We start from the raw sequence: 19,626 nt of genomic DNA on the forward strand, positions 1-19,626 counted from the left end.
TTCGTTAGTAGGCAAAAGCAAAAACAGCTTCTACATCTTTCAATTCAATATTGTTTACACCATCAGTAAGTCTGCATGTAAACTTAATTTTCATTTTAACTGTTTTTTGCCCGGTAGCATTGTTTTTGTAGTTGCTAATTTCATCTATAAAAAAGCCGGTAAATTGTTCTGTGTATTTAGATGAATAAGTAACACCATTTTTATCAGTATATTCTACCAGAACTTTGTCTAACTGCAGGGTATCGCGTACGGGAACTATATTGTACGAAAAGTTTGCACTACATTTGTTGGTAGCAGCAGTGGCTATGTTTTTACTTACTACAGTCGTATCGTTGGTGGCTTTATTAATGGCCAACAAATTGACTTGGTATACTCCTTCGGCTGCAAAAGCAGGCAATTCAAATATTTTTCCTTTAGGCTCTGAATTAATTTCGTTTAGGTATTTCCATATAAATTTATGGGTTGATGAATCCGCATTTAAAACTTCGCATTTGAACTTGTTACTACCCGTATTGGTATAGGTGTAATCAATATAATTATTCAGGTTGTTTCCGTTAATATAAATTGGATTGTCAATATCCGTAACACAACCTGTATAATCTACCTTTAACGAAATATTTTGTTTGCCTTCAGCGTTAAATATAAAATTAGGGCTTTCCTGTTTTGAACCAAAACCACCACCAAAATCCCAGGTATAATCGGGTGTTCCATCGCCTCTGCTTTGGTTGTTAAATATAACCCTGTAGCTCATAGGAGGTAATTTTTCATTGTAAAAAAGAAATGCTTTTCCTATTTTGTATAATGAGTCGATAGACCAATTGCTATTGTTTCCTACCTGGTAATTTCTAAAAGTTATACTTAGTTTTTCGGTACAATTAGTGCAAGTTTTTGCAATGGTTCCTTTAAACTGTTTGATGTTTAAACTATCAACGGTGTTTTCGGTTTTCATCACCATATTATCATTACCGGCTTCAAACAATAAAGGTGAATTATTGGCACTTGCACTTACATAAAACTCGGCTTTTCCAATATAGTTTACAGGCTCTTCTACTGTTTTACAAGCGCTTGTAAGTATAGCAATACTGGCTATTATATATATTATTTTTCGCATTGTTTTTATTTTAAAATATATTGAATTCCTAATTTCAATCCTTTGTTATAATCTGCTTTATTAGTATTAAAAGCTTCGTTTTTACTGATGTCGTTTAATCCATAAATATAACTTACTCCTAAAGCTATATTTTTAGTAAAGCGGTATTGATAATTTAAGCTAAGCTGCCAGTCAGTTTTATTTAATACACTGCTATATCCACTTGCATTAACAGCGTTGGTAGTATTGTTTTCCAAGTTAACAGTTGTTATTTTATCGTTCGATTGAAGTAATTGTGCCATTTGAATACCTAAACCTAAACTGTGGTTTTTGTAAACGGGATACATGGCGTTTAAACCAATAATAGCATATTGAATAGATTGGTTGGTAATATTGGTTTGCTTAGTCTCTGAACTAAAATCGTATTGTTTGTTTATATACTCTCTGCTATCGGTATTTTGATTGATTTGCTCAAAATGCAGATTGGTATTGAACGATAGTTTACCAAAGTCTAAATACAAACGACCTCCAACAAAATAGCCAAGTGAGTTGCTTGCAAATGTATTATTGAAGCTATTTAAACCCACTTCAGCACTGGCATTGAATTGAGAAATGATACTGCTTCTTTTTATAGTTGGCTCCGGTTTGGCTAAGAAAGTATAGTTTTTGTTTTCAAAAGTTAAATCGGTAGGGGTAACTTGCAAGGTATTTACTGCTTTTTGTGTTAAGTAGTTTTCTTCTTGCTCCGGTGCTGTTATTACTGATTCTTCTGTTAAAATATTATTGTTTTCAATAGTTGTATTAGCAGTTTGGGTAGCAATAGGACTTGGTTTTAATATATTGTTTTCTGCCAGTACATCATTGTTATTGTGCGTATTGGCGGCTATTACTGGTTGATTGGCTTCTTGCTGTTCGTTACCGTTATTTGTTGATGGATTAGCAGGATTGGTATTGCTTATTGCGGCTTGCGTATTTGTTTCAGGCACTATAACTGTATTGGGCAGTGTAGCTTCTTGTAAAGCAAGAGTAGCAGGTGTTGTTGTTTTGGTTTTATTGCTAACTAAGAACCATGACAGTAATCCAAGTAATGCAATTGTTGAAGCATAAAATATTTGCTTGTTCCAAAAGGCACTTTTTTGAACTCTGCGTTGGGCTATCAACAAAGCTTCGGCATGCTCCCAATAAGCATCCTCGTAAGCAAATTCTTTGCTATCAAGCTTGTTTTTAATTAAATTGTCTAAATCTTTATCCGTCATGCTAGTTTTTCCCTTTGTTTTAGTTGAGGAAATATTTCAACCAGTTTTCTTTTTAAAATTGTTCGTGCATTGTTTACATGCCATTTACTAGTACCTTCACTAATGCCTAATTTTTCTGCAATTTCTTTATGGTTATAACCTTCTATTGCAAATAAATTAAATACCAATTTGCTCGATTCAGGCAACTGCTGTATATGAATATTTATATCATCGGCAGTTAACTTGGCTTCGGCTTCATTTAAATCAAACGGATGAAAATGCATATCTACATCTTCCGATGATTTGTCAATGAACAAAGCATTTTTTTTATTATTTACCCTAAACTCATCAATAATGGTATTAACCATAATTGTTTTTATCCAGGCCTCAAATGATTTGTTGACATCAAAGTGTTGCAGGTTGTTTAAAATTTTAAAGAACGCTTTATTTACTTGCTCAACAATATCATCCTTATTCTGGTAGTACTTGTAGCATACAGGCATTAATTTAGTAAAACAGAATTTATATAAAGCACTCTCGGCCTTACGATCCTGTTTAATACATAAATTAATAAGCTTTTGTAGCTCTTTGTCCATTTAGGGGAAAATTTTATTCAATAATCGGTTAAATTTTGTATTTCAACCTACTTTACGATGCTATTTATGAATAGGTTGGGTGCTCATCTCAAATATTTTTATTGGTGTTCATCTATTTATTTTGATTATTGCAATAGCAAAAATACAAATGAAAACGAAAGAAGAAATAGTAAACGATTGGTTACCACGTTACACAGGGGTGGAGTTGAAGAAGTTTGGTGAGTATATTTTATTAACCAATTTTATGAATTATGTAGAGTTTTTTGCAGAAAAATTCAATGTACCTATTGATGGTAAGGATAAGCCTATGCAATCGGCTACGGCTGAAAATATTACCATTATAAACTTTGGAATGGGAAGCGCCATGGCAGCTACCGTTATGGATTTATTAGGGGCTATACACCCAAAGGCATTATTGTTTTTAGGTAAGTGTGGCGGATTGAAAAAAGTAACTAAGTTGGGCGATTTAATTTTACCCATTGCGGCCATAAGAGGCGAGGGTACCAGTAACGATTATATTATGCCTGAAATACCGGCCTTGCCTTCGTTCAGAATGCAAATGGCGGTTGCATCCAGCATTGTTAAACACAAGGTTGATTACTGGACTGGAACCGTTTATACAACTAACCGCAGGGTGTGGGAACACGATGAAGAATTTAAAGAAAAATTGCGCAAAACCCGTGCAATGGCTATAGATATGGAAACGGCTACCATTTTTGTGGTGGGTTTTGTAAACAGTATTCCAAAAGGAGCTTTGTTATTGGTAAGCGATAATCCAATGACGCCTGACGGTGTTAAAACATCAAAAAGTGACACTGCTGTAACGGCTAAATATGTTAAAAAACATATAGAAATTGGTATTGATGCTTTGATTGAGTTACGCGATTCAGGTGAATCGGTTAAGCATTTACGTTTTGAAGAGAAAAAAAAGCCCAATTAATTGGGCTTTTTCATTATAAAATAAATTCTTGTCCTTGTTCCGGCATGGTTACATTTTCAATGCCATTGGCTTTCAATCTATCATACATAGCGGTCATTTGAGTTTCGTCTCCATGTACTAAAAATACCTGTTTGCTTCCGCCATCATGTGTTTGTTTAATGTAATTGAATATTTCATCACAATCAGGATGCGAGCTGAATATATCTGTTGAGGCTATTTTGGCAAAAACGCGTTTGTCTTTATTTTTAATTCTAATGTTTGGTTGTCCCTGTAAAAGCCTGTGTCCTAGTGTGCCTTCAGCACAGAAACCGGCAATTAAAATGGTTGAAAACGGATTTTCAATATTGTTCATTACGTGTTCCTGAATACGACCACCCTCTACCATACCTGCGGCTGAAATAATTACACAAGGGTCAGGGTAATACAATAACTCTTCGTGGTGGTTATAATCTTCTAAAAACTTTACATCTTCAAACTCAAATAGCGAGCCTACTTCTTTTTGAAATTGTGCAGCTTCGGGGTTTAATAAGTCAATATTTTTTTCGTACACGCGGGTACTGCGTATAGCCAAAGGACTATCAACAAATATTTTTACATGGGGGATTAACCCGGCATGTTTTAGCTGGTGAATAGTGAAAACAATAGATTGTGTTCTGCCCACACTAAAGGCCGGAATAACCAAGCGCCCCCTGATATTGATACAAGTGGAAGTAATGTAATGCAACATTTCCTCTTCCGCACTTTGGGTAATTTTATGTTTACGCCCGCCATAGGTACATTCGCTCACTAAACAATCAATGCCATTAAGTACTTTGGCATTGTTTACCAATTTTGAATCGCTGCGGCCTAAATCACCGGTAAAACCAATGGTTTTGGTTTTGCCATTTTCGTTTACACTTAATTTAACCGAGGCTGCGCCCAATAAATGCCCTGCTTCTATTAATGTTACTTCTGCTTCCTGATTTAAGGTAAATGGGGTATCAAAAGGAACGGTGTAAAATTGAGCAACCGTATCTTTAACCTGACTGGCTAAATACAAAGGTTTGGCTACCATATTGCGTTTGGTTTTCTTGGCATTACCTAAACCCTTGCGGTATTCCATTAATTGTATATTGGCGCTATCGTACAGCAAGTATTCTACCAATTCAGCGGTAGCTGAAGTACAAATTATTTTACCTCTAAAACCTTGCAACACTAAACTAGGCAAGTTGCCAGAATGGTCAATATGGGCGTGGGTTAATATAACAGCATCTATATCGGCAGCGTTGAAAGGAAATATATCTTCTTTAAAAACAGGATTACGTTTTAATTCGTAATCCATGCCACAGTCAATTAGTATTTTATATCCGCTTTGTAACGTAACAAGGTGCATACTACCAGTAACCTGACGTGCTGCGCCTAAAAAAGTAATTTTCATTAATACTATAAATAGTTAAAGTCAAAAATTGTTTAAGCGTCAAATAAACTTAAATACCTTTATACAAAAAAAAATACTTAACAACATAATCAGGCATTGTTAAATATTTAGTTATTTGCCGTTTATTATTATGCAAAACCAAATACCTGCAAGCGAATTAATTTTAAATGATGATAACTCCATTTATCATTTACATTTATTACCTACCGACATAGCTGAAACCATTGTTTTTGTGGGCGATCAGGAACGTGTACCGGAGGTGAGCAAATATTTTGACCGTATTGAAATACAAAAAGCCAAACGCGAATTTGTAACACATACCGGTTTTATTGGTACTAAACGTATTTCAGTAATCAGCACGGGTATTGGTACTGATAATATTGATATTGTAATGAATGAGCTGGATGCTTTGGTGAATATTGATTTACAAACCAGAACTATTAAACCCAATCATACCGCTTTAAAAATTATTCGCATTGGTACTTCCGGAGCATTACAGGCCAGCATTCCTATCGATTCTGTTTTGGTCAGCGAACAAGCCATTGGATTGGATAGTTTGCTGCATTTTTATGAAAGGGAAACTAACCTTGAAATGGAAGCGTCTATTAAACAACAGTTGGGTTTTGAGTTTGTGAATCCTTACCTCGTTAATGGAGATACGGATTTAATCAATCAGGTAGGTGCTGATTATTTAAAAGGAATTACAGCCACCTGTTGCGGGTTTTATGCGCCTCAGGGTCGGTTTTTAAAAGCCAAAGGAGTTAGCAATGCATTAATCAATAAATTAAGTACCATCAAAGTAGGTAACAATGCTGTTACTAATTTTGAAATGGAAACGGCCGGTATTTATGGTATGGCGCAGGTATTGGGCCACCTGGCAGTTTCTGTTAATTGTATTTTAGCCAATAGAATTACCAACGAGTTCAGTACCAATCCGGCTAAAATAGTGGATGATACTATTCAGGCAATTTTAGAAAAGCTGGCCTAAATATGCGTTTGTATTTTGGTATTGGGTTATTGGTAGTATACCTGATGAATAAGGTGAATGCGCAAACCATTGTATGGAACAATGTTTCTATACAATGTACCGATGTAAACATTTATTCAAAATACCCGGCTTTGTTTACCTGGGATAGCCTGGCGTTTACACGTTATGAGCCTAAATCGAACAGCATTATTACCTTTAAGTACTGTAACCAGACCAAGCACGATTCGTGCAAATGGATAGGCAGGAGAAAGGATTTATATATTGAGGCTAATTATGTGACCGATTTTGATTGTGTATTGATTGACCCGGTAATTGACAATACAGAAATCATAAATTCGATGCTGATGTATATGGAGTTAAAAAATTACCTTGCCCAGCAAAAATTAAAGAAGAAATGAAAGTAATAAGCTTATTTATTTTGTTTGGTTTAATGGCTTGTTCAAATAACAACGATGAACAAATAAAAAAGGAACTGGCTATAAAATTAAAAGATTGTAATAAGGTAATTATTCAGGCTTTTCAAAACAGGGACACTTTTAACACTTTTACACAAGATAAATCAACCATTATTACATTTAAAGAGTTAATGAATGGCAGGCAGGATAAAAAATTAGGATGTACCCCTAAAGGGCAACTTATTTTTATGCAAAATGATTCTATTTTACTTGCAGCTACTACCAGTTCTAACTGTACACAGTATCATTTAAATGGCCAAACCTACCAAACACGTATGACTTTACGTGCGGGTTTGTTAATAGAAGAAGTGACAGAACGATTAATTAAAGAAAGAAAAAAGTAAGATGATAATATACGGTATAAAAAATTGCGATACGATGAAAAAAGCCTTTACCTGGTTAAACGATAAAGGTATTGCGTACGATTTTTTCGATTATAAAAAGCAGCAAATAACAAAAGCCGATTTTGACACCTGGTTAAAAGCCTATCCGATAGAAACGATTGTGAATACTAAAGGTACAACGTATAAAAATTTAAGCGATACCGATAAAAGCAAAGCGTTAAATCCAGCAACTGCTTTTGACATAATAAGCCAAAATCAATCAATTATAAAACGACCTGTTATCAATAACCATAACCAAATAACAGTGGGTTTTGATAATAGTAAATGGGAACAATTATTTAAGTAATATGGATACCTATCATATTAATAATATTGCTTCGGCCTGTAATGGGGAGTGGTTGCAAATGGTTAATAACATTGCACCTATTGAGCATTTGGTTATTGATACCCGTAAAATAGTATTTGCCAATACCAGTTTGTTTTTTGCTTTGCATACCAATAAAAATGACGGACACAATTATATAAAGACAGCGTACGAAGCTGGTATCAGGAATTTTGTGGTAAGCACTGCTATTGATGTTAAACCATTGGTACATGCCAATATTATTAAAGTAGCAGATACCTTAAAAGCATTGCAACAATTGGCTACTTTACACAGAAGTCAGTTTGTATTACCGGTAACAGCTATTACAGGTAGCAATGGAAAAACCATTATAAAAGACTGGTTGTTTCAGTTACTCAGGCTTCAGTTAACTATATGCAAAAGCCCTAAAAGTTATAACTCGCAGGTAGGAGTGCCATTGAGTGTATGGCAATTGAATGCGCAACATGAATTGGCTTTGTTTGAGGCCGGTATTTCGGAGCGTAATGAAATGCAATTGTTAGCCAATATTATTCATCCTACACTGGGTATATTTAACAATTTAGGTAATGCACATAGCGAAGGATTTTCGGATGAAACCGAAAAACTAAAAGAGAAATTATTGTTGTTTCAGCATGTAAAAAACCTTGTTTTTTCATGTAATCAAACAGCTATTAACAGCCATTTATTTGATTTTGTAAAGCAGCATCATATCAAGGCTTTCTCTTGGTCGAGTAACAAACAAGCTGAAGCCTATTACCAATTTACTACTGATACTGTTGGTAAGCACACACAAATAGTTTGCGAAGCAAAAAACATAACAGTACAAATACCTTTTACTGATGAAGCCAGTATTTGGAATGCCTGTACCTGCCTGGCCTATTTACTCATGTTGGATGAGTTAAAATTATTTACACTCGATTTACCGTCAGTGCTCAATAAATTTAGTGAATTGCAAGCGGTTGAAATGCGTTTGCAATTGAAGGAAGCCAATAACAATTGTATAGTTATTAACGATAGTTATAACAACGATTTAGATTCGCTTAAAATTGCGCTGCACTTTTTACAGTATCAAGGCAATGGCTTGCAAAAAACACTTATACTATCAGATATATACCAAAGTGGTTTTGCCAATGAAACTTTGTGCAAATTAGTTGCAGAGTTAATTGAAGCCAATGGTATTAGTAAGTTTATAGCCATTGGTGATGTGTTTTATCAATACCAGCATTTGTTTCCAAACCAATCCTTGTTTTATGTTACTACGCAGCAGTTCATGGAGTCGTTTAGTACACTGAATTTTGAAAACGAAATTATTTTGCTAAAAGGAGCAAGGCAGTTTGAGTTTGAAAAAATAAATGCTTTGTTGGAAAAACGGGTACATGAAACTGTTTTTGAAATAAACTTGAATGCACTCACCAATAACTTTAATGCTTATAGAAAGTTGTTGGGTAATAAAGTAAAAATAATGGCTATGGTTAAAGCCTTTAGTTATGGAACAGGTAGTTACGAAATAGCCAAAACATTGGTGTTTAATCAAGTTGATTATTTGGCAGTAGCCTATGCCGATGAAGGTGTAGTATTACGCAAGGCAGGCATACACACACCTATTATGGTTATGAATCCGGAAAAATCGAGTATGGATTTATTACTAAAATATAATTTGGAACCGGCCATTTATAATATAGCTATTTTACAAGAACTAATAAATGCTGCCAACGGGCAGGAGGTGGGTATACACATAGAGTTAGACAGTGGCATGAAACGTTTGGGTTTTGATGCCAATCAAATAGCCGGATTATTACTCATTTTAAGCAACAATAAAAACATACAGGTAAAAAGTGTAATGTCTCATTTGGCAGCCAGTGAAGCTGTGGAGCACGATACTTTCACCTTACAGCAAATTGATAAGTTTGATACATTATCAAAGCAAATAGTTGATCATTTTCCTTATGCTATTTTACGCCATTGTTTAAACAGTGCGGGCATTGTACGTTTCAAAAAAGCACAGTTTGATATGGTGCGTTTGGGTGTTGGGTTGTATGGTATTGATCCTGCTTTGGAAATACAAAATCAACTGCAGCAAATAGGCACTTTAAAAACAGTTATATCGCAAATTCGCCACATTGAGCCAAGCGAAAGCATTGGTTATGGTAGGAAAGGAGTAGTTACCAAACCATCGCGTATTGCTATTGTTGCTATTGGTTATGCCGATGGTTTGGACAGGAAGCTAAGCAATGGGGTTGGTTACATGCTAGTAAATAATAAACAGGCTCCTATTATTGGAAATATATGTATGGATATGACCATGATTGATGTAACTGAAATTGACTGTCAGGAAGGTGATGAAGCTATTGTTTTTGGAGCTAATCCTACCATTACGCAAGTGGCAGAAAAGCTGCAAACCATTCCTTACGAAATATTAACTTCCATTTCGCAACGTGTTAAACGTGTGTATTATGCTGAATAAATAAAGCGTATGAATTTACCTGTAATTACTACCCATAATATTGCCGAACTTTTTAATAAGGAGGAAATAGTATTGGATACGATTAAGCAAATTCAAAAAGATTTTGATATGCATGGCATTGAATTACATTTTACGGGTGAGGTAGCCGATGCATACAGGCAAATGATGGAACAGTTAACGCCTCAGTTAACACGCTTGCTTGCATCAGAAAGAAGCAAGTTGCAATCGGTTTTATACCGGGTTGATTTATCGGAAAGAAGTTTGCAAAAAGCCATTCAAAATACACCCGATAAAACATTACCCGAGGTAATGGCACACGAAATTATAGTGCGCGAACTGAAAAAAGTTTTAACCCGACATTATTTTAAAAGTCTGGAATAAGATTTATTTTGTTTAAATAATACTTTACAATGGATAGCATTACAATAACTACTGATACCGAAAAGCTTGACATAACCTTTATCCATCATTTTATCTCCAATACGTATTGGGCTAAAGGCCGAACGGTAGCCGAAGTGAAAACGTGTATAGAAAACTCCTTTAACTTTGGTATTTATCTAAACAATCAACAAATTGGTTATGCCCGTGTGGTTACCGATTATGTGGCTTTTGCGTATTTGATGGATGTATTTATAACAGAAGAGCACAGAAACAAAGGTTATTCAAGCCGTTTAATGGATTTTATACTCCAGCATGAAGCACTTGAAAAAGTAAAAGTATGGCGCTTAGCTACCACCGATGCTCATTTTCTGTACGAAAAATTTGGTTTTAAACCATTAAAAAGCCCAGAGAAAATGATGGAGCGGATTAATTCATAAACATATATTTCCACTTAAAATATTTATGGTACTTAATTAGGCGTAAGTTTTTATTTTCGCCCTAGTTAACCATTTAAACAAACGCAATGAAACTTAAACATTACTTACTATTGACTACGTCAGTATGTGCTTTTGGTGCACATGCACAACATAAAAACTCCAAGTCCGTTATTGATAAAAAATCGATGGATTTAAATACTAAACCAAACGATAATTTTTACCAATATGCCAATGGTGCCTGGTTAAAAAACAACCCGGTTCCAAGTACGGAAAGTCGTTGGGGAAACTTTAACATAGTGGCCGAAAGAAACAACGAGGTATTGCGTAATATTTTGGAAGGCTTGGCTAAAACAAACCAGAAGCCGGGCTCTATTGAAGATAAAATAGCCACCTTTTATAAACTGTATGTTGATACCAATAAACGCAAACAAGATGGAGCAAAACCTGTAGATAGTTATTTTGAACAAATCAACAATATTAAAAACAGCAACGATTTATTTAAAGTATTGGCTTCTTTTCACCGCAAAGGTATTTCTGGATTTTTTAGGTTTGGTGTTGGACAAGATGCTAAAAATAGCCAAGTATATATTCCTTATTTATCGCAAGGTGGATTAGGTTTACCTGATAAAGATTTTTACTTTAAAACGGATGAAAAATCGGTAAAAATACGGGAGGAGTACAAAACATATATCAGCAAAATGTTTGGCATTTATGGGTACAGTAGCTTAATACAAAGAAACAATGCGGAGTTAATTCTTAAAATGGAAACAGACTTAGCACAAGGTGCTATGAGTCGTTTGGAAAGACGCGACCCTGATAAGCAATACAATAAATATACTGTTGGCGATTTTTTTAGTAAGCTTAATAATTTGCCTATTAAAAACTATATAGCCAATACAGGTGTTGGCGAATTTGAAGAATTTATAGTAGGCCAGCCCGCTTATTTTATCAACTGGAATAAGTTAATGGATACTTACTCTATTGAGAACTGGAAAACATTATTAACATGGTCGTTAATTAACAATACCAGTAGTTTGTTAAGCCCTGAATTAGAGCAAGCCCAGTTTGGCTTTTATGCAACCGTGTTAAACGGAACCAAAGAACAAAAACCATTATGGAAAAAAGCCATTGCTGCCTGTAATGGTGGCGTAGGCGAAATGTTAGGCCAGCTGTTTGTAAAAGAAACATTTAGTAGTAATGCCAAAGTACAGGTAAACACAATGGTTTCTAATATTTCAGATGCCTTTAAAGAACGCGTTAAAAATTTAGCATGGATGAGTGCGCCAACCAAAGATAAAGCTTACGAAAAGTTAGCCAGCATTTCACGTAAATTCGGATACCCTGATAAATGGACTGATTACAAAGATTTAAAAATAACCAATAGCAGCTATTTTGAAAATGTATTGGCATCAAACGAGTTTGATTACAATGATATGATTACTAAATTAGGTAAACCTGTTGATAGAAATGAGTGGGGCATGTTACCACAAACAGTAAATGCTTATTACAATCCAATAAACAATGAAATAGTTTTTCCTGCTGCTATATTACAAGCTCCTTTCTTTGATGAGCATGCTGATGCTGCTTTAAATTACGGTGCTATTGGTGCAGTAATCGGTCATGAAATAACACATGGTTTTGACGACCAGGGAAGCAAGTACGATGCAAAAGGAAACTTAAACAGTTGGTGGACTGCAGAGGATAGAACCAAGTTTGAGGAAAGAACCAATGTATTGGTTGAGCAATTCAATAAATTTAAAATGGGCGATAGCTTATATGTAAACGGTAAACTAACTTTAGGCGAAAACATTGCCGATTTAGGTGGTTTAAGCATAGCCTACGATGCCTTTAAATTGTTTTTAAAACAGAATCCAAAAGAAAACGTAGTTAAGGATGGTTATACACCAGAGCAACGTTTCTTTATTGGCTTTGCCCAATTATGGAAAAACAATGCACGCCCTGAGGCTATCCGCCAGTTAATATTGACCGATACACATTCACCGGGAGAGTACAGAGTAAAGGGTCCGTTGAGCAATATGCCAAGTTTTTACGAAGCATTTGATGTACATGAGAACAACGGCATGTTCATTAATAAACCGGAAAGAGCAGATATCTGGTAAATAAAATATTGAGTATTAGCAGGGAAACATTAAATTGTTTTCCTGCTAATCTTCATAATCGCTGGCATTAAATGCAGCATCGGTTTTGCTTGAGGTAGCTACCAGTTGTAAAATGTCGTTTAATTCCTTCTCCGTAAAATCCCTCCACTCACCAACGCTTAAATTTTTCAGGCTAATATTCATAATACGTACCCGTTTCAGCTTTTTTACTTCGTAGCCTAAATAACTGCACATACGCCTTATTTGTCTGTTAAGTCCTTGTGTCAATATTATTTTAAAAACATAATTACTTATAATTTCAACCGTACATTTTTTAGTAATAGTACCCAGCATAGGTATACCATTACTCATTTTCTCTACAAAGTTTTTAGTAAGCGGTTTATCAACGGTAACTATGTATTCCTTTTCATGGTTATTACCCGCCCTTAGTATTTTATTTACAATATTGCCATCGTTGGTTAAAAAAATCAACCCTTCGCTTTCCTTGTCAAGTCTGCCAATAGGGAACATACGTTTAGGATGATTGATATATTTAATAATATTGTTTTTAACATTTAACTCTGTTGTACATATAATGCCAACAGGCTTGTTAAAGGCAATGTAAATATCGTTGTTAATGGTTTTTATTTTTTCACCATCCACTTTAACTATATCGCCATCGTTTACCCTGTTTCCTAACTTGGCTACTTTGTTATTAATAGTAACACGTCCATCCACTATAAATTTCTCCGCTTCGCGCCTTGAACACATGCCGCTGTCGCTGATAAATTTATTTACGTTTATACCACTTTGGTTTTTACTATCCATATTGTTTCAAAGTGCCAAAACTACCAAATATTAACAAAAAAGTAATCTTTTAAAAAGTATTTTTTAAAATGCTTTTGATTGGTTTATTTGCATACCAGTAACTCAAATAACAATACTAGTATGAAAAAATTACTATTCGCTTTAACATTATTACTGTCTGGTCAAATCTGGGCACAATCAAACCTGACCGTATTTGCCGAAGAAGGAGAAAAATTCATTATTTTTTTAAATGGCGTACAACAAAATAAATCAGCACAAGCCAACGTACACGTAGAAAATATAAACGACAATGTACAAAAACTACGTTTGGTTTTTGAAGATAAAAGTCTTGCACCTATAACCCAAAATTTATATTACGAACCCCATAAAGAATATACCTGTGTAGTGGTTCAGAAAAAGAAAAATCAGGTAAAAAGAATTGATGGGAAAAATACACCAGCAGTATATGTTATCCGTTTGCAGGATGTAAAAGACATAGACCCTAATGCAGTTAAGAAAACGGATAAAATAGTTTTACCTGATAATATAAATAGCAATGATATAAACACCAACGAAATGGTAACAGATAAGACAACCATTACCACTACAACTATTACTCCGGCTAACAAAGGAGAAAACGTGAATGTAAATGTAGGTGCAAATGGTGTTGGCATTAATATGAACATTACAGGTACAGAAGGTGAAAGAGTAAGCAATACATCAACTACTACCACAACCACTACTACACGTAGTACAAGTAACAACCAGGTGGCTCACGTAGATCACCAAAAACATAAAGCGAAACCGGCAACTCCTGTATGTGCACCCATGAGCCCAACTACAATGGGAAGTGTGTTAGACCAAATAAAAAAACAAAGTTTTGAAGACAATAAGCTAAACGTTATAAAACAGGTTTTAGCCAGTAACTGTATAAGTGCTGCACAAGTAAAACAGTTAATGGGAGAATTTAAGTTTGATGAAAATAAATTGAAAGTAGCTAAAATGTGTTATGAAAAAACGACTGATAAAAACAATTACTTTACTTTAAACGATGCCTTTTCATTTAGTTCAACAGCAGATGAATTAAACACATTTTTACAAAGCAAAGGTGCCGTAATAGATAGCGGAGAATAATACTTACGCTCTTTAATTATTTACAAATACGGGATGAAAAAAATAATAATTTTAATGTTTGTTGCCTGCTTTTTTATAAGCTGCGATAGTTCATTAAAGTATGTAAAGGCTGCTGATAAAATGGCTACGCAAGGCAATTACAGTGATGCAGCCGATAATTACTATACAGCCTTACTAACCAACCCTTCAAATGCAAAAGCCAAACAAGGCCTGCAAAAAAATGCACAATTGGTTTTAGATGCTAAGTTTAGCAGCTTTGCTAAACTGGTGGTGGAAGGAAGTAACGAAGAAGCTTTAAGGCAATACAATTATTGCAACGATTATTTTCAGAACGTAAAAAATGTAGGTATAGAGTTAAACTGGCCAACTATGTACAACCAATTGTATACAGAAACCAAACAAGAGTTTATTTCAAAGCAATACGATATAGGTTTAGGCTTAATGAAAGAAAATAAATTTGATAAGGCAGAGTTTGCTTTCAATAAAATTTTAGAGTTTGACAGCAGTTACAAAAATGTTTCTGTATTGCGTGTGCAAACCATTATAGAGCCTTTGTATGAGCAAGGCTTAAAGTATATTGAAGCACAAAATTACAAAGCGGCCTATAAAAGTTTCGGGCAAGTAGCCCAGTTTGATGCCTCTTATAAAAGTACCTTGCAGCTTATTGACATCTCGTTGAAGCAAGCCAGTTTACCCATAGCGGTTGTTTTATCGAGTAAAGCAACATACGATAATTACCAGGATGTTTCCTTTTATCAGCAACTGGTAGCTAGGATAAGTAAAAGTACAAACCCGTTTTTAAAAGTAATTGACAGAAACAATATAGACAAACTTTTAAAAGAACAGGAATTGGGTATGACCGGTATAATTGATGCCGAAGCAGCCAGCAAAGCGGGTAAATTAATAGGCGCAAAGTACTTTTTACTGGTAGATGTAAGTCAGGTAAATTTTGATGAATTAGTACCCACCACCAGCAACGAAATTGCTTACGAATCATACAGCGAAAGAGTATATGACCATGCAACGGGACTAACACAATCCGTTATAAAATTTAAAAAAGTAAATTACAAAGAAACCAAACAGTACCGTAAGGTAGATGCAAGAGTAGCTTATCAGCTGGTATCAGTACAAAGCGGGCAGGTAGTATCGGCTGAAGTATTCTCATCAGAGCAAGCCGATGCACATGCTTATGCCCGCTTTAATGGCAATACCGATAATTTATATCCTAGTTTACCGGCCGGTAATTATTTACCAAGCGCACCAACGGAGTGGAAAGAAAAATTCAGCGAATTAAATCGACCTTTGGAAAGCAAACAAAATTTGGCTGATAAAGCTTTTCAGGATATAAGCACTAAAATTGTAAACGATATTAATTTGTACATTGAGCAATAAATAAAGCCTCACGTATATTTTAAGTAACAGATAAATAATAACGAGCGTAATCAAACATGAAAAATACAATCATTTTAGCCAGCCTGATAATAACCTTATTGGCGTGTGGCAATAGTAACGAAAATAAAAAACCGGTAGAAGCACCTAACAGAATAAAAATAGCTGTTGACGAAAGTTTAAGACCCGTTATAGAAGCAGAAGAAATGGTTTTTGAAGCACTGAACGATAATAAGTTTATTGATTTTGTGTATACCAGCCCGGGCGAGGCCATGCAATTAATGTTATTGGATAGCGTAAAGCTGGCTATTGTTCCGCGCAAAGCCACCAAAGCCGAACAAGCAGCAATGGATAAAGAGCAGTTTAAATTTACCCAACAAAGAATTGCTGTTGATGCATTGGCATTAATCATTAACAAAACAAACCACGATACCGTTTATACAGTACCACAGGTAAAACAATTGTTAGATGGTTCGGTGAGCGACTGGAAACAAATATTTGCTAAAAATACTTTAGGCAAAATCCAGGTAGTGTTTGATAATCCTAGCTCAGGGGCTATGCAATATTTTAAAGATTCATTACTAAACGGAGCCGATTTAGCCAAACATTGTTTTGCTGTAAAAACCAACGAAGAGGTAATAGATTATGTAGAAAAAAATAGCAGTGCTGTAGGTGTAATAGGTTTAAACTGGATTAGTGACCAAGATGATAGTAAAATGAAAGGCTTTTTAAACAGAATAACCGTAGCCGATATTATACCACGTAAAATTTCGTACGAGTCATTAACCTATAAACCCATTCAAGCCAATGTTGCCATCAGACAATATCCGTTTTGCAGAGATATATACATTTTGGGCAGACAAGAAAGAATTAGCATAGCCAGCGATTTTGTTAATTTTATTAATGGCGATCAGGGACAACGTATTATTTTAAAAGCAGGCTTGGTTCCGGCCAAAGCTCCTATTCGTATTTTACAAGTAACCAAATAGTTTTTCATGCAGCAAGGCAATTCCTATAAAAAAATAAACAGTGACGATATTGCTTTTTTTGAAAGCATAGTGGGTGCACAATATGTATTGGTTCAAATAGCCGATAAAGAAAACTACACCCACGACTATACGGAAGATTTGGTTTTTATACCCGATGCAGTGGTAAAACCTTCCAATGAAAACGAAGTAGCAGCTATTTTAAAATATTGCAATGAACATAAAATAATAGTAACAGCACGTGGCGCAGGAACAGGTTTAAGCGGTGGCGCTTTAGCTGTATTTGGTGGTGTAATACTGGCTATGGAGCGTTTCAATAAAATACTCAATATTGATGAGCGTAACTTTCAGGCAACTGTTGAGCCCGGTGTAATTAATGAAGCCTTTCAACAAGCAGTAAAAGAAAAAGGATTGTTTTATCCGCCAGACCCTGCCAGTAAAGGAAGTTGTTTTTTAGGAGGCAATTTAGCACACAGCAGTGGAGGTCCGCGTGCTTTAAAATACGGCACCACGCGCGATTATGTATTAAACATACAATTGGTTTTAGCCAATGGTGATATTATATGGACAGGTGCCAATACCTTGAAATACTCAACAGGTTATAACCTTACCCATTTAATAGTAGGTAGCGAAGGTACATTAGGCATTATTACAAAAATGGTTTTAAAGCTTATTCCGTTTCCACAGCAAACACTTTTAATGTTAGCACCTTTTGCATCGCCTGAAAAAGCATGCGAAGCAGTAGGAGCCATTTTCCGTGCAGGTTGTAATCCATCAGTATGTGAGTTTGTAGAGCCCGATGGTTTTAAACTTTCAGCGGCCTTGCTCAATATTAAATTTGATATACCGGCACACATTGGTGCTTATTTGCTCATAGAAGTAGATGGCAATAATTTAGACAGCATGATGGTGGAGTGCGAAGCCATTAGCGAAGTGTTATACAAACATGAATGCGATGAAGTATTGTTTGCCGAAAGTGCAGAGCAGAAAGAATATTTTTGGAAACTACGCAGAAGCATAGGCGAAGCCACCAAGCATAACAATACTTATAAAGAGGAAGATACCGTAGTACCCCGTGCTGAATTACCTCTTTTATTTAAAGGTGTAAAAGAAATAGGGGCGAGGTATAATTTCAGAACCGTTTGTTATGGACATGCAGGCGATGGGAATTTGCATGTAAACATTTTAAAAGACGATTTAAGCGATGATTACTGGCAAAACAATATTACACCCGGCATTATTGAAATATTTGAATTGTGCAAGAAACTGGGAGGTACTATAAGTGGTGAGCATGGAATAGGTTATGTACAAAAACAATTTATGCCCATTATGTTTAGCCCAAACCACCTGCATTTAATGCACCAGATTAAGCTGGCTTTTGACCCTAACTTAATTTTAAATCCGGGTAAAATATATTAATAACAGTGTTTACATAATTGCTATAAACAAAAAAGCGAATCTCATATGAAGTTCGCTTTTTTGTTTGAATAAGTTATTAAAACCTTTTATTCATTAATCATTTCCCAAAGCTTATCCTTTAACTTATCAATATGTAAGTTAGCTGCAGCGCTTATAAAAATATGAGGTACGCGAGGCAGCTCTTTTTTTATTTCTTTCAATTGTGCTTCGTCCACTAAGTCACATTTAGTAATAGCTAACAGGCGTTTTTTTACACCTAACTCTTTGTTATACGATTTAAGCTCTTTTAGCAGTATTTTATATTCTTCTTTAATATTAGGGCTGGTAACGGGTACCATAAACAGGAGCGTAGCATTACGCTCAATATGGCGTAAAAAGCGTGTGCCTAAACCTTTACCTTGGCTTGCACCTTCTATAATTCCGGGTATATCAGCCATTACAAAACTTTTGTAATCGCGGTATTCTACTATACCTAAATTTGGCACCAATGTAGTAAACGGATAATCGGCTATTTCAGGCTTAGCAGCTGAAACAACGGAAAGCAAGGTTGATTTACCGGCATTAGGCATACCTACCAAACCAATATCAGCTAAAACTTTCAGCTCTAAAATTTTCCATTCCTCTTTTCCATCTTCGCCCGGTTGCGAGTAACGTGGGTTTTGGTTTACTGCATTTCTAAAATGGTAATTACCCAAGCCTCCGCGTCCGCCTTTTAGTATAATGGCTTCCTGGCCATTTTCTGTTATTTCAAATAAAACTTCGTTGGTTTCCGCATCGCGGGCAACAGTGCCTAATGGAACTTCAATGTATTCATCTTTACCATCTGAACCGTGGCGTAAACCAGCATCGCCATTACCACCTGGTTGGGCTATAACATGCTTGCGGTATTTTAAGTGAATCAGTGTCCAAATATTGTTATTGCCACGTAAAATAATATTGCCACCACGCCCCCCATCTCCACCATCGGGTCCACCTTTTGCAGTTCTTTTATCGCGCAAAAAGTGCATGGCTCCTTTACCACCTTTTCCTGTTCGGCAGCATATTTTAACGTAATCTACAAAGTTTGAATCTGACATTGTTC

At 35.4% G+C, this 19,626-nt stretch carries 19 protein-coding genes; 13 read left to right on the plus strand and 6 right to left on the minus strand.

Going from position 1 to position 19,626, the window contains the following annotated elements; all coding sequences use genetic code 11:
* Positions 1 to 4: 4 nt before the first annotated feature.
* Genes V4538_09770 through V4538_09780 form a run of 3 tightly spaced genes read right to left on the minus strand, consistent with a single transcriptional unit; the run spans position 5 to position 2,921 of the window.
* Positions 5 to 1,111, minus strand: a complete 1,107-nt coding sequence (locus V4538_09770; protein MES2381320.1) for a hypothetical protein — start codon at positions 1,109 to 1,111, stop codon at positions 5 to 7.
* Between the two features lie 5 nt (positions 1,112 to 1,116).
* Complete coding sequence (locus tag V4538_09775) at positions 1,117 to 2,346, minus strand: outer membrane beta-barrel protein (protein MES2381321.1); 1,230 nt, start codon at positions 2,344 to 2,346, stop codon at positions 1,117 to 1,119.
* Positions 2,343 to 2,921: an RNA polymerase sigma factor gene (locus tag V4538_09780; protein MES2381322.1), complete on the minus strand. Its 579-nt coding sequence runs from the start codon at positions 2,919 to 2,921 to the stop codon at positions 2,343 to 2,345. Before V4538_09780 ends, V4538_09775 begins: the two co-directional genes overlap by 4 nt.
* 148 nt (positions 2,922 to 3,069) lie before the next feature.
* Between V4538_09780 and V4538_09785 the strand changes: the two genes are divergently transcribed.
* Entirely contained in the window at positions 3,070 to 3,861 is a 792-nt protein-coding gene (locus V4538_09785; GenBank protein MES2381323.1) for an AMP nucleosidase, read from the plus strand.
* A 13-nt stretch (positions 3,862 to 3,874) separates the two neighbouring features.
* Here V4538_09785 and V4538_09790 read toward each other — a convergent pair whose 3' ends face one another.
* Positions 3,875 to 5,278, minus strand: coding sequence for an MBL fold metallo-hydrolase (locus V4538_09790; GenBank protein MES2381324.1), 1,404 nt, complete (start codon positions 5,276 to 5,278; stop codon positions 3,875 to 3,877).
* A gap of 130 nt (positions 5,279 to 5,408) precedes the next feature.
* Here V4538_09790 and V4538_09795 point away from each other — a divergent pair, with 130 nt between their 5' ends.
* The 8 genes from V4538_09795 to V4538_09830 all read left to right on the plus strand — a co-directional run bounded on the left by V4538_09795 (position 5,409) and on the right by V4538_09830 (position 12,831).
* On the plus strand, positions 5,409 to 6,266 hold the full coding sequence (locus tag V4538_09795) for a nucleoside phosphorylase (GenBank protein ID MES2381325.1): 858 nt from the start codon (positions 5,409 to 5,411) through the stop codon (positions 6,264 to 6,266).
* A 2-nt stretch (positions 6,267 to 6,268) separates the two neighbouring features.
* On the plus strand, positions 6,269 to 6,664 hold the full coding sequence (locus tag V4538_09800) for a hypothetical protein (GenBank protein MES2381326.1): 396 nt from the start codon (positions 6,269 to 6,271) through the stop codon (positions 6,662 to 6,664).
* The gene (locus V4538_09805) at positions 6,661 to 7,065 is read left to right on the plus strand and encodes a hypothetical protein (protein MES2381327.1); all 405 of its coding nucleotides are present in this window, start codon (positions 6,661 to 6,663) and stop codon (positions 7,063 to 7,065) included. The genes V4538_09800 and V4538_09805 overlap by 4 nt, the downstream gene beginning before the upstream one ends.
* Before the next feature lies 1 nt (position 7,066).
* Positions 7,067 to 7,411, plus strand: a complete 345-nt coding sequence (locus tag V4538_09810) for a Spx/MgsR family RNA polymerase-binding regulatory protein (GenBank protein ID MES2381328.1) — start codon at positions 7,067 to 7,069, stop codon at positions 7,409 to 7,411.
* Position 7,412: 1 nt separating this feature from the next.
* The gene (locus tag V4538_09815) at positions 7,413 to 9,893 is read left to right on the plus strand and encodes a bifunctional UDP-N-acetylmuramoyl-tripeptide:D-alanyl-D-alanine ligase/alanine racemase (GenBank protein ID MES2381329.1); all 2,481 of its coding nucleotides are present in this window, start codon (positions 7,413 to 7,415) and stop codon (positions 9,891 to 9,893) included.
* Between the two features lie 9 nt (positions 9,894 to 9,902).
* Positions 9,903 to 10,274, plus strand: a complete 372-nt coding sequence (locus V4538_09820; GenBank protein MES2381330.1) for a hypothetical protein — start codon at positions 9,903 to 9,905, stop codon at positions 10,272 to 10,274.
* Positions 10,275 to 10,303: 29 nt separating this feature from the next.
* The gene (locus V4538_09825; GenBank protein ID MES2381331.1) at positions 10,304 to 10,711 is read left to right on the plus strand and encodes a GNAT family N-acetyltransferase; all 408 of its coding nucleotides are present in this window, start codon (positions 10,304 to 10,306) and stop codon (positions 10,709 to 10,711) included.
* 86 nt (positions 10,712 to 10,797) lie between these two features.
* Complete coding sequence (locus tag V4538_09830; protein MES2381332.1) at positions 10,798 to 12,831, plus strand: M13 family metallopeptidase; 2,034 nt, start codon at positions 10,798 to 10,800, stop codon at positions 12,829 to 12,831.
* A gap of 45 nt (positions 12,832 to 12,876) precedes the next feature.
* On the opposite strand, the gene rluF is transcribed toward V4538_09830, so the two are convergent.
* Positions 12,877 to 13,638: a 23S rRNA pseudouridine(2604) synthase RluF gene (gene rluF, locus V4538_09835; protein ID MES2381333.1), complete on the minus strand. Its 762-nt coding sequence runs from the start codon at positions 13,636 to 13,638 to the stop codon at positions 12,877 to 12,879.
* Between the two features lie 120 nt (positions 13,639 to 13,758).
* Between rluF and V4538_09840 the strand changes: the two genes are divergently transcribed.
* The 4 genes from V4538_09840 to V4538_09855 are packed head-to-tail and all read left to right on the plus strand — an operon-like array spanning position 13,759 to position 18,545.
* Entirely contained in the window at positions 13,759 to 14,751 is a 993-nt protein-coding gene (locus V4538_09840; GenBank protein MES2381334.1) for a DUF4476 domain-containing protein, read from the plus strand.
* Between the two features lie 33 nt (positions 14,752 to 14,784).
* Positions 14,785 to 16,143: a CsgG/HfaB family protein gene (locus V4538_09845; GenBank protein MES2381335.1), complete on the plus strand. Its 1,359-nt coding sequence runs from the start codon at positions 14,785 to 14,787 to the stop codon at positions 16,141 to 16,143.
* Between the two features lie 56 nt (positions 16,144 to 16,199).
* Positions 16,200 to 17,129, plus strand: coding sequence for a substrate-binding domain-containing protein (locus V4538_09850; protein ID MES2381336.1), 930 nt, complete (start codon positions 16,200 to 16,202; stop codon positions 17,127 to 17,129).
* 6 nt (positions 17,130 to 17,135) lie between these two features.
* Positions 17,136 to 18,545 (plus strand): FAD-linked oxidase C-terminal domain-containing protein, encoded by a 1,410-nt coding sequence (locus tag V4538_09855; protein ID MES2381337.1) that lies wholly within the window; start codon positions 17,136 to 17,138, stop codon positions 18,543 to 18,545.
* A gap of 86 nt (positions 18,546 to 18,631) precedes the next feature.
* Here V4538_09855 and obgE read toward each other — a convergent pair whose 3' ends face one another.
* Positions 18,632 to 19,621, minus strand: coding sequence for a GTPase ObgE (gene obgE / locus V4538_09860; GenBank protein MES2381338.1), 990 nt, complete (start codon positions 19,619 to 19,621; stop codon positions 18,632 to 18,634).
* Positions 19,622 to 19,626 lie beyond the last annotated feature (5 nt).

This window comes from Bacteroidota bacterium, assembly GCA_040388375.1.
GTDB lineage: Bacteria > Bacteroidota > Bacteroidia > UKL13-3 > UKL13-3 > JAAFJM01.

Excerpts from the sequence above, each read along its gene's own strand:
- V4538_09830 (MES2381332.1), top strand. The coding sequence starts at position 10,798 with ATGAAACTTAAACATTACTTACTATTGACTACGTCAGTATGTGCTTTT.
- obgE (MES2381338.1), bottom strand. The coding sequence starts at position 19,621 with ATGTCAGATTCAAACTTTGTAGATTACGTTAAAATATGCTGCCGAACA.
- rluF (MES2381333.1), bottom strand. The coding sequence starts at position 13,638 with ATGGATAGTAAAAACCAAAGTGGTATAAACGTAAATAAATTTATCAGC.
- V4538_09815 (MES2381329.1), top strand. The coding sequence starts at position 7,413 with ATGGATACCTATCATATTAATAATATTGCTTCGGCCTGTAATGGGGAG.
- V4538_09850 (MES2381336.1), top strand. The coding sequence starts at position 16,200 with ATGAAAAATACAATCATTTTAGCCAGCCTGATAATAACCTTATTGGCG.
- V4538_09840 (MES2381334.1), top strand. The coding sequence starts at position 13,759 with ATGAAAAAATTACTATTCGCTTTAACATTATTACTGTCTGGTCAAATC.
- V4538_09820 (MES2381330.1), top strand. The coding sequence starts at position 9,903 with ATGAATTTACCTGTAATTACTACCCATAATATTGCCGAACTTTTTAAT.
- V4538_09785 (MES2381323.1), top strand. The coding sequence starts at position 3,070 with ATGAAAACGAAAGAAGAAATAGTAAACGATTGGTTACCACGTTACACA.
- V4538_09775 (MES2381321.1), bottom strand. The coding sequence starts at position 2,346 with ATGACGGATAAAGATTTAGACAATTTAATTAAAAACAAGCTTGATAGC.
- V4538_09805 (MES2381327.1), top strand. The coding sequence starts at position 6,661 with ATGAAAGTAATAAGCTTATTTATTTTGTTTGGTTTAATGGCTTGTTCA.
- V4538_09795 (MES2381325.1), top strand. The coding sequence starts at position 5,409 with ATGCAAAACCAAATACCTGCAAGCGAATTAATTTTAAATGATGATAAC.
- V4538_09790 (MES2381324.1), bottom strand. The coding sequence starts at position 5,278 with ATGAAAATTACTTTTTTAGGCGCAGCACGTCAGGTTACTGGTAGTATG.
- V4538_09800 (MES2381326.1), top strand. The coding sequence starts at position 6,269 with ATGCGTTTGTATTTTGGTATTGGGTTATTGGTAGTATACCTGATGAAT.
- V4538_09770 (MES2381320.1), bottom strand. The coding sequence starts at position 1,111 with ATGCGAAAAATAATATATATAATAGCCAGTATTGCTATACTTACAAGC.
- V4538_09845 (MES2381335.1), top strand. The coding sequence starts at position 14,785 with ATGAAAAAAATAATAATTTTAATGTTTGTTGCCTGCTTTTTTATAAGC.
- V4538_09825 (MES2381331.1), top strand. The coding sequence starts at position 10,304 with ATGGATAGCATTACAATAACTACTGATACCGAAAAGCTTGACATAACC.
- V4538_09855 (MES2381337.1), top strand. The coding sequence starts at position 17,136 with ATGCAGCAAGGCAATTCCTATAAAAAAATAAACAGTGACGATATTGCT.
- V4538_09780 (MES2381322.1), bottom strand. The coding sequence starts at position 2,921 with ATGGACAAAGAGCTACAAAAGCTTATTAATTTATGTATTAAACAGGAT.
- V4538_09810 (MES2381328.1), top strand. The coding sequence starts at position 7,067 with ATGATAATATACGGTATAAAAAATTGCGATACGATGAAAAAAGCCTTT.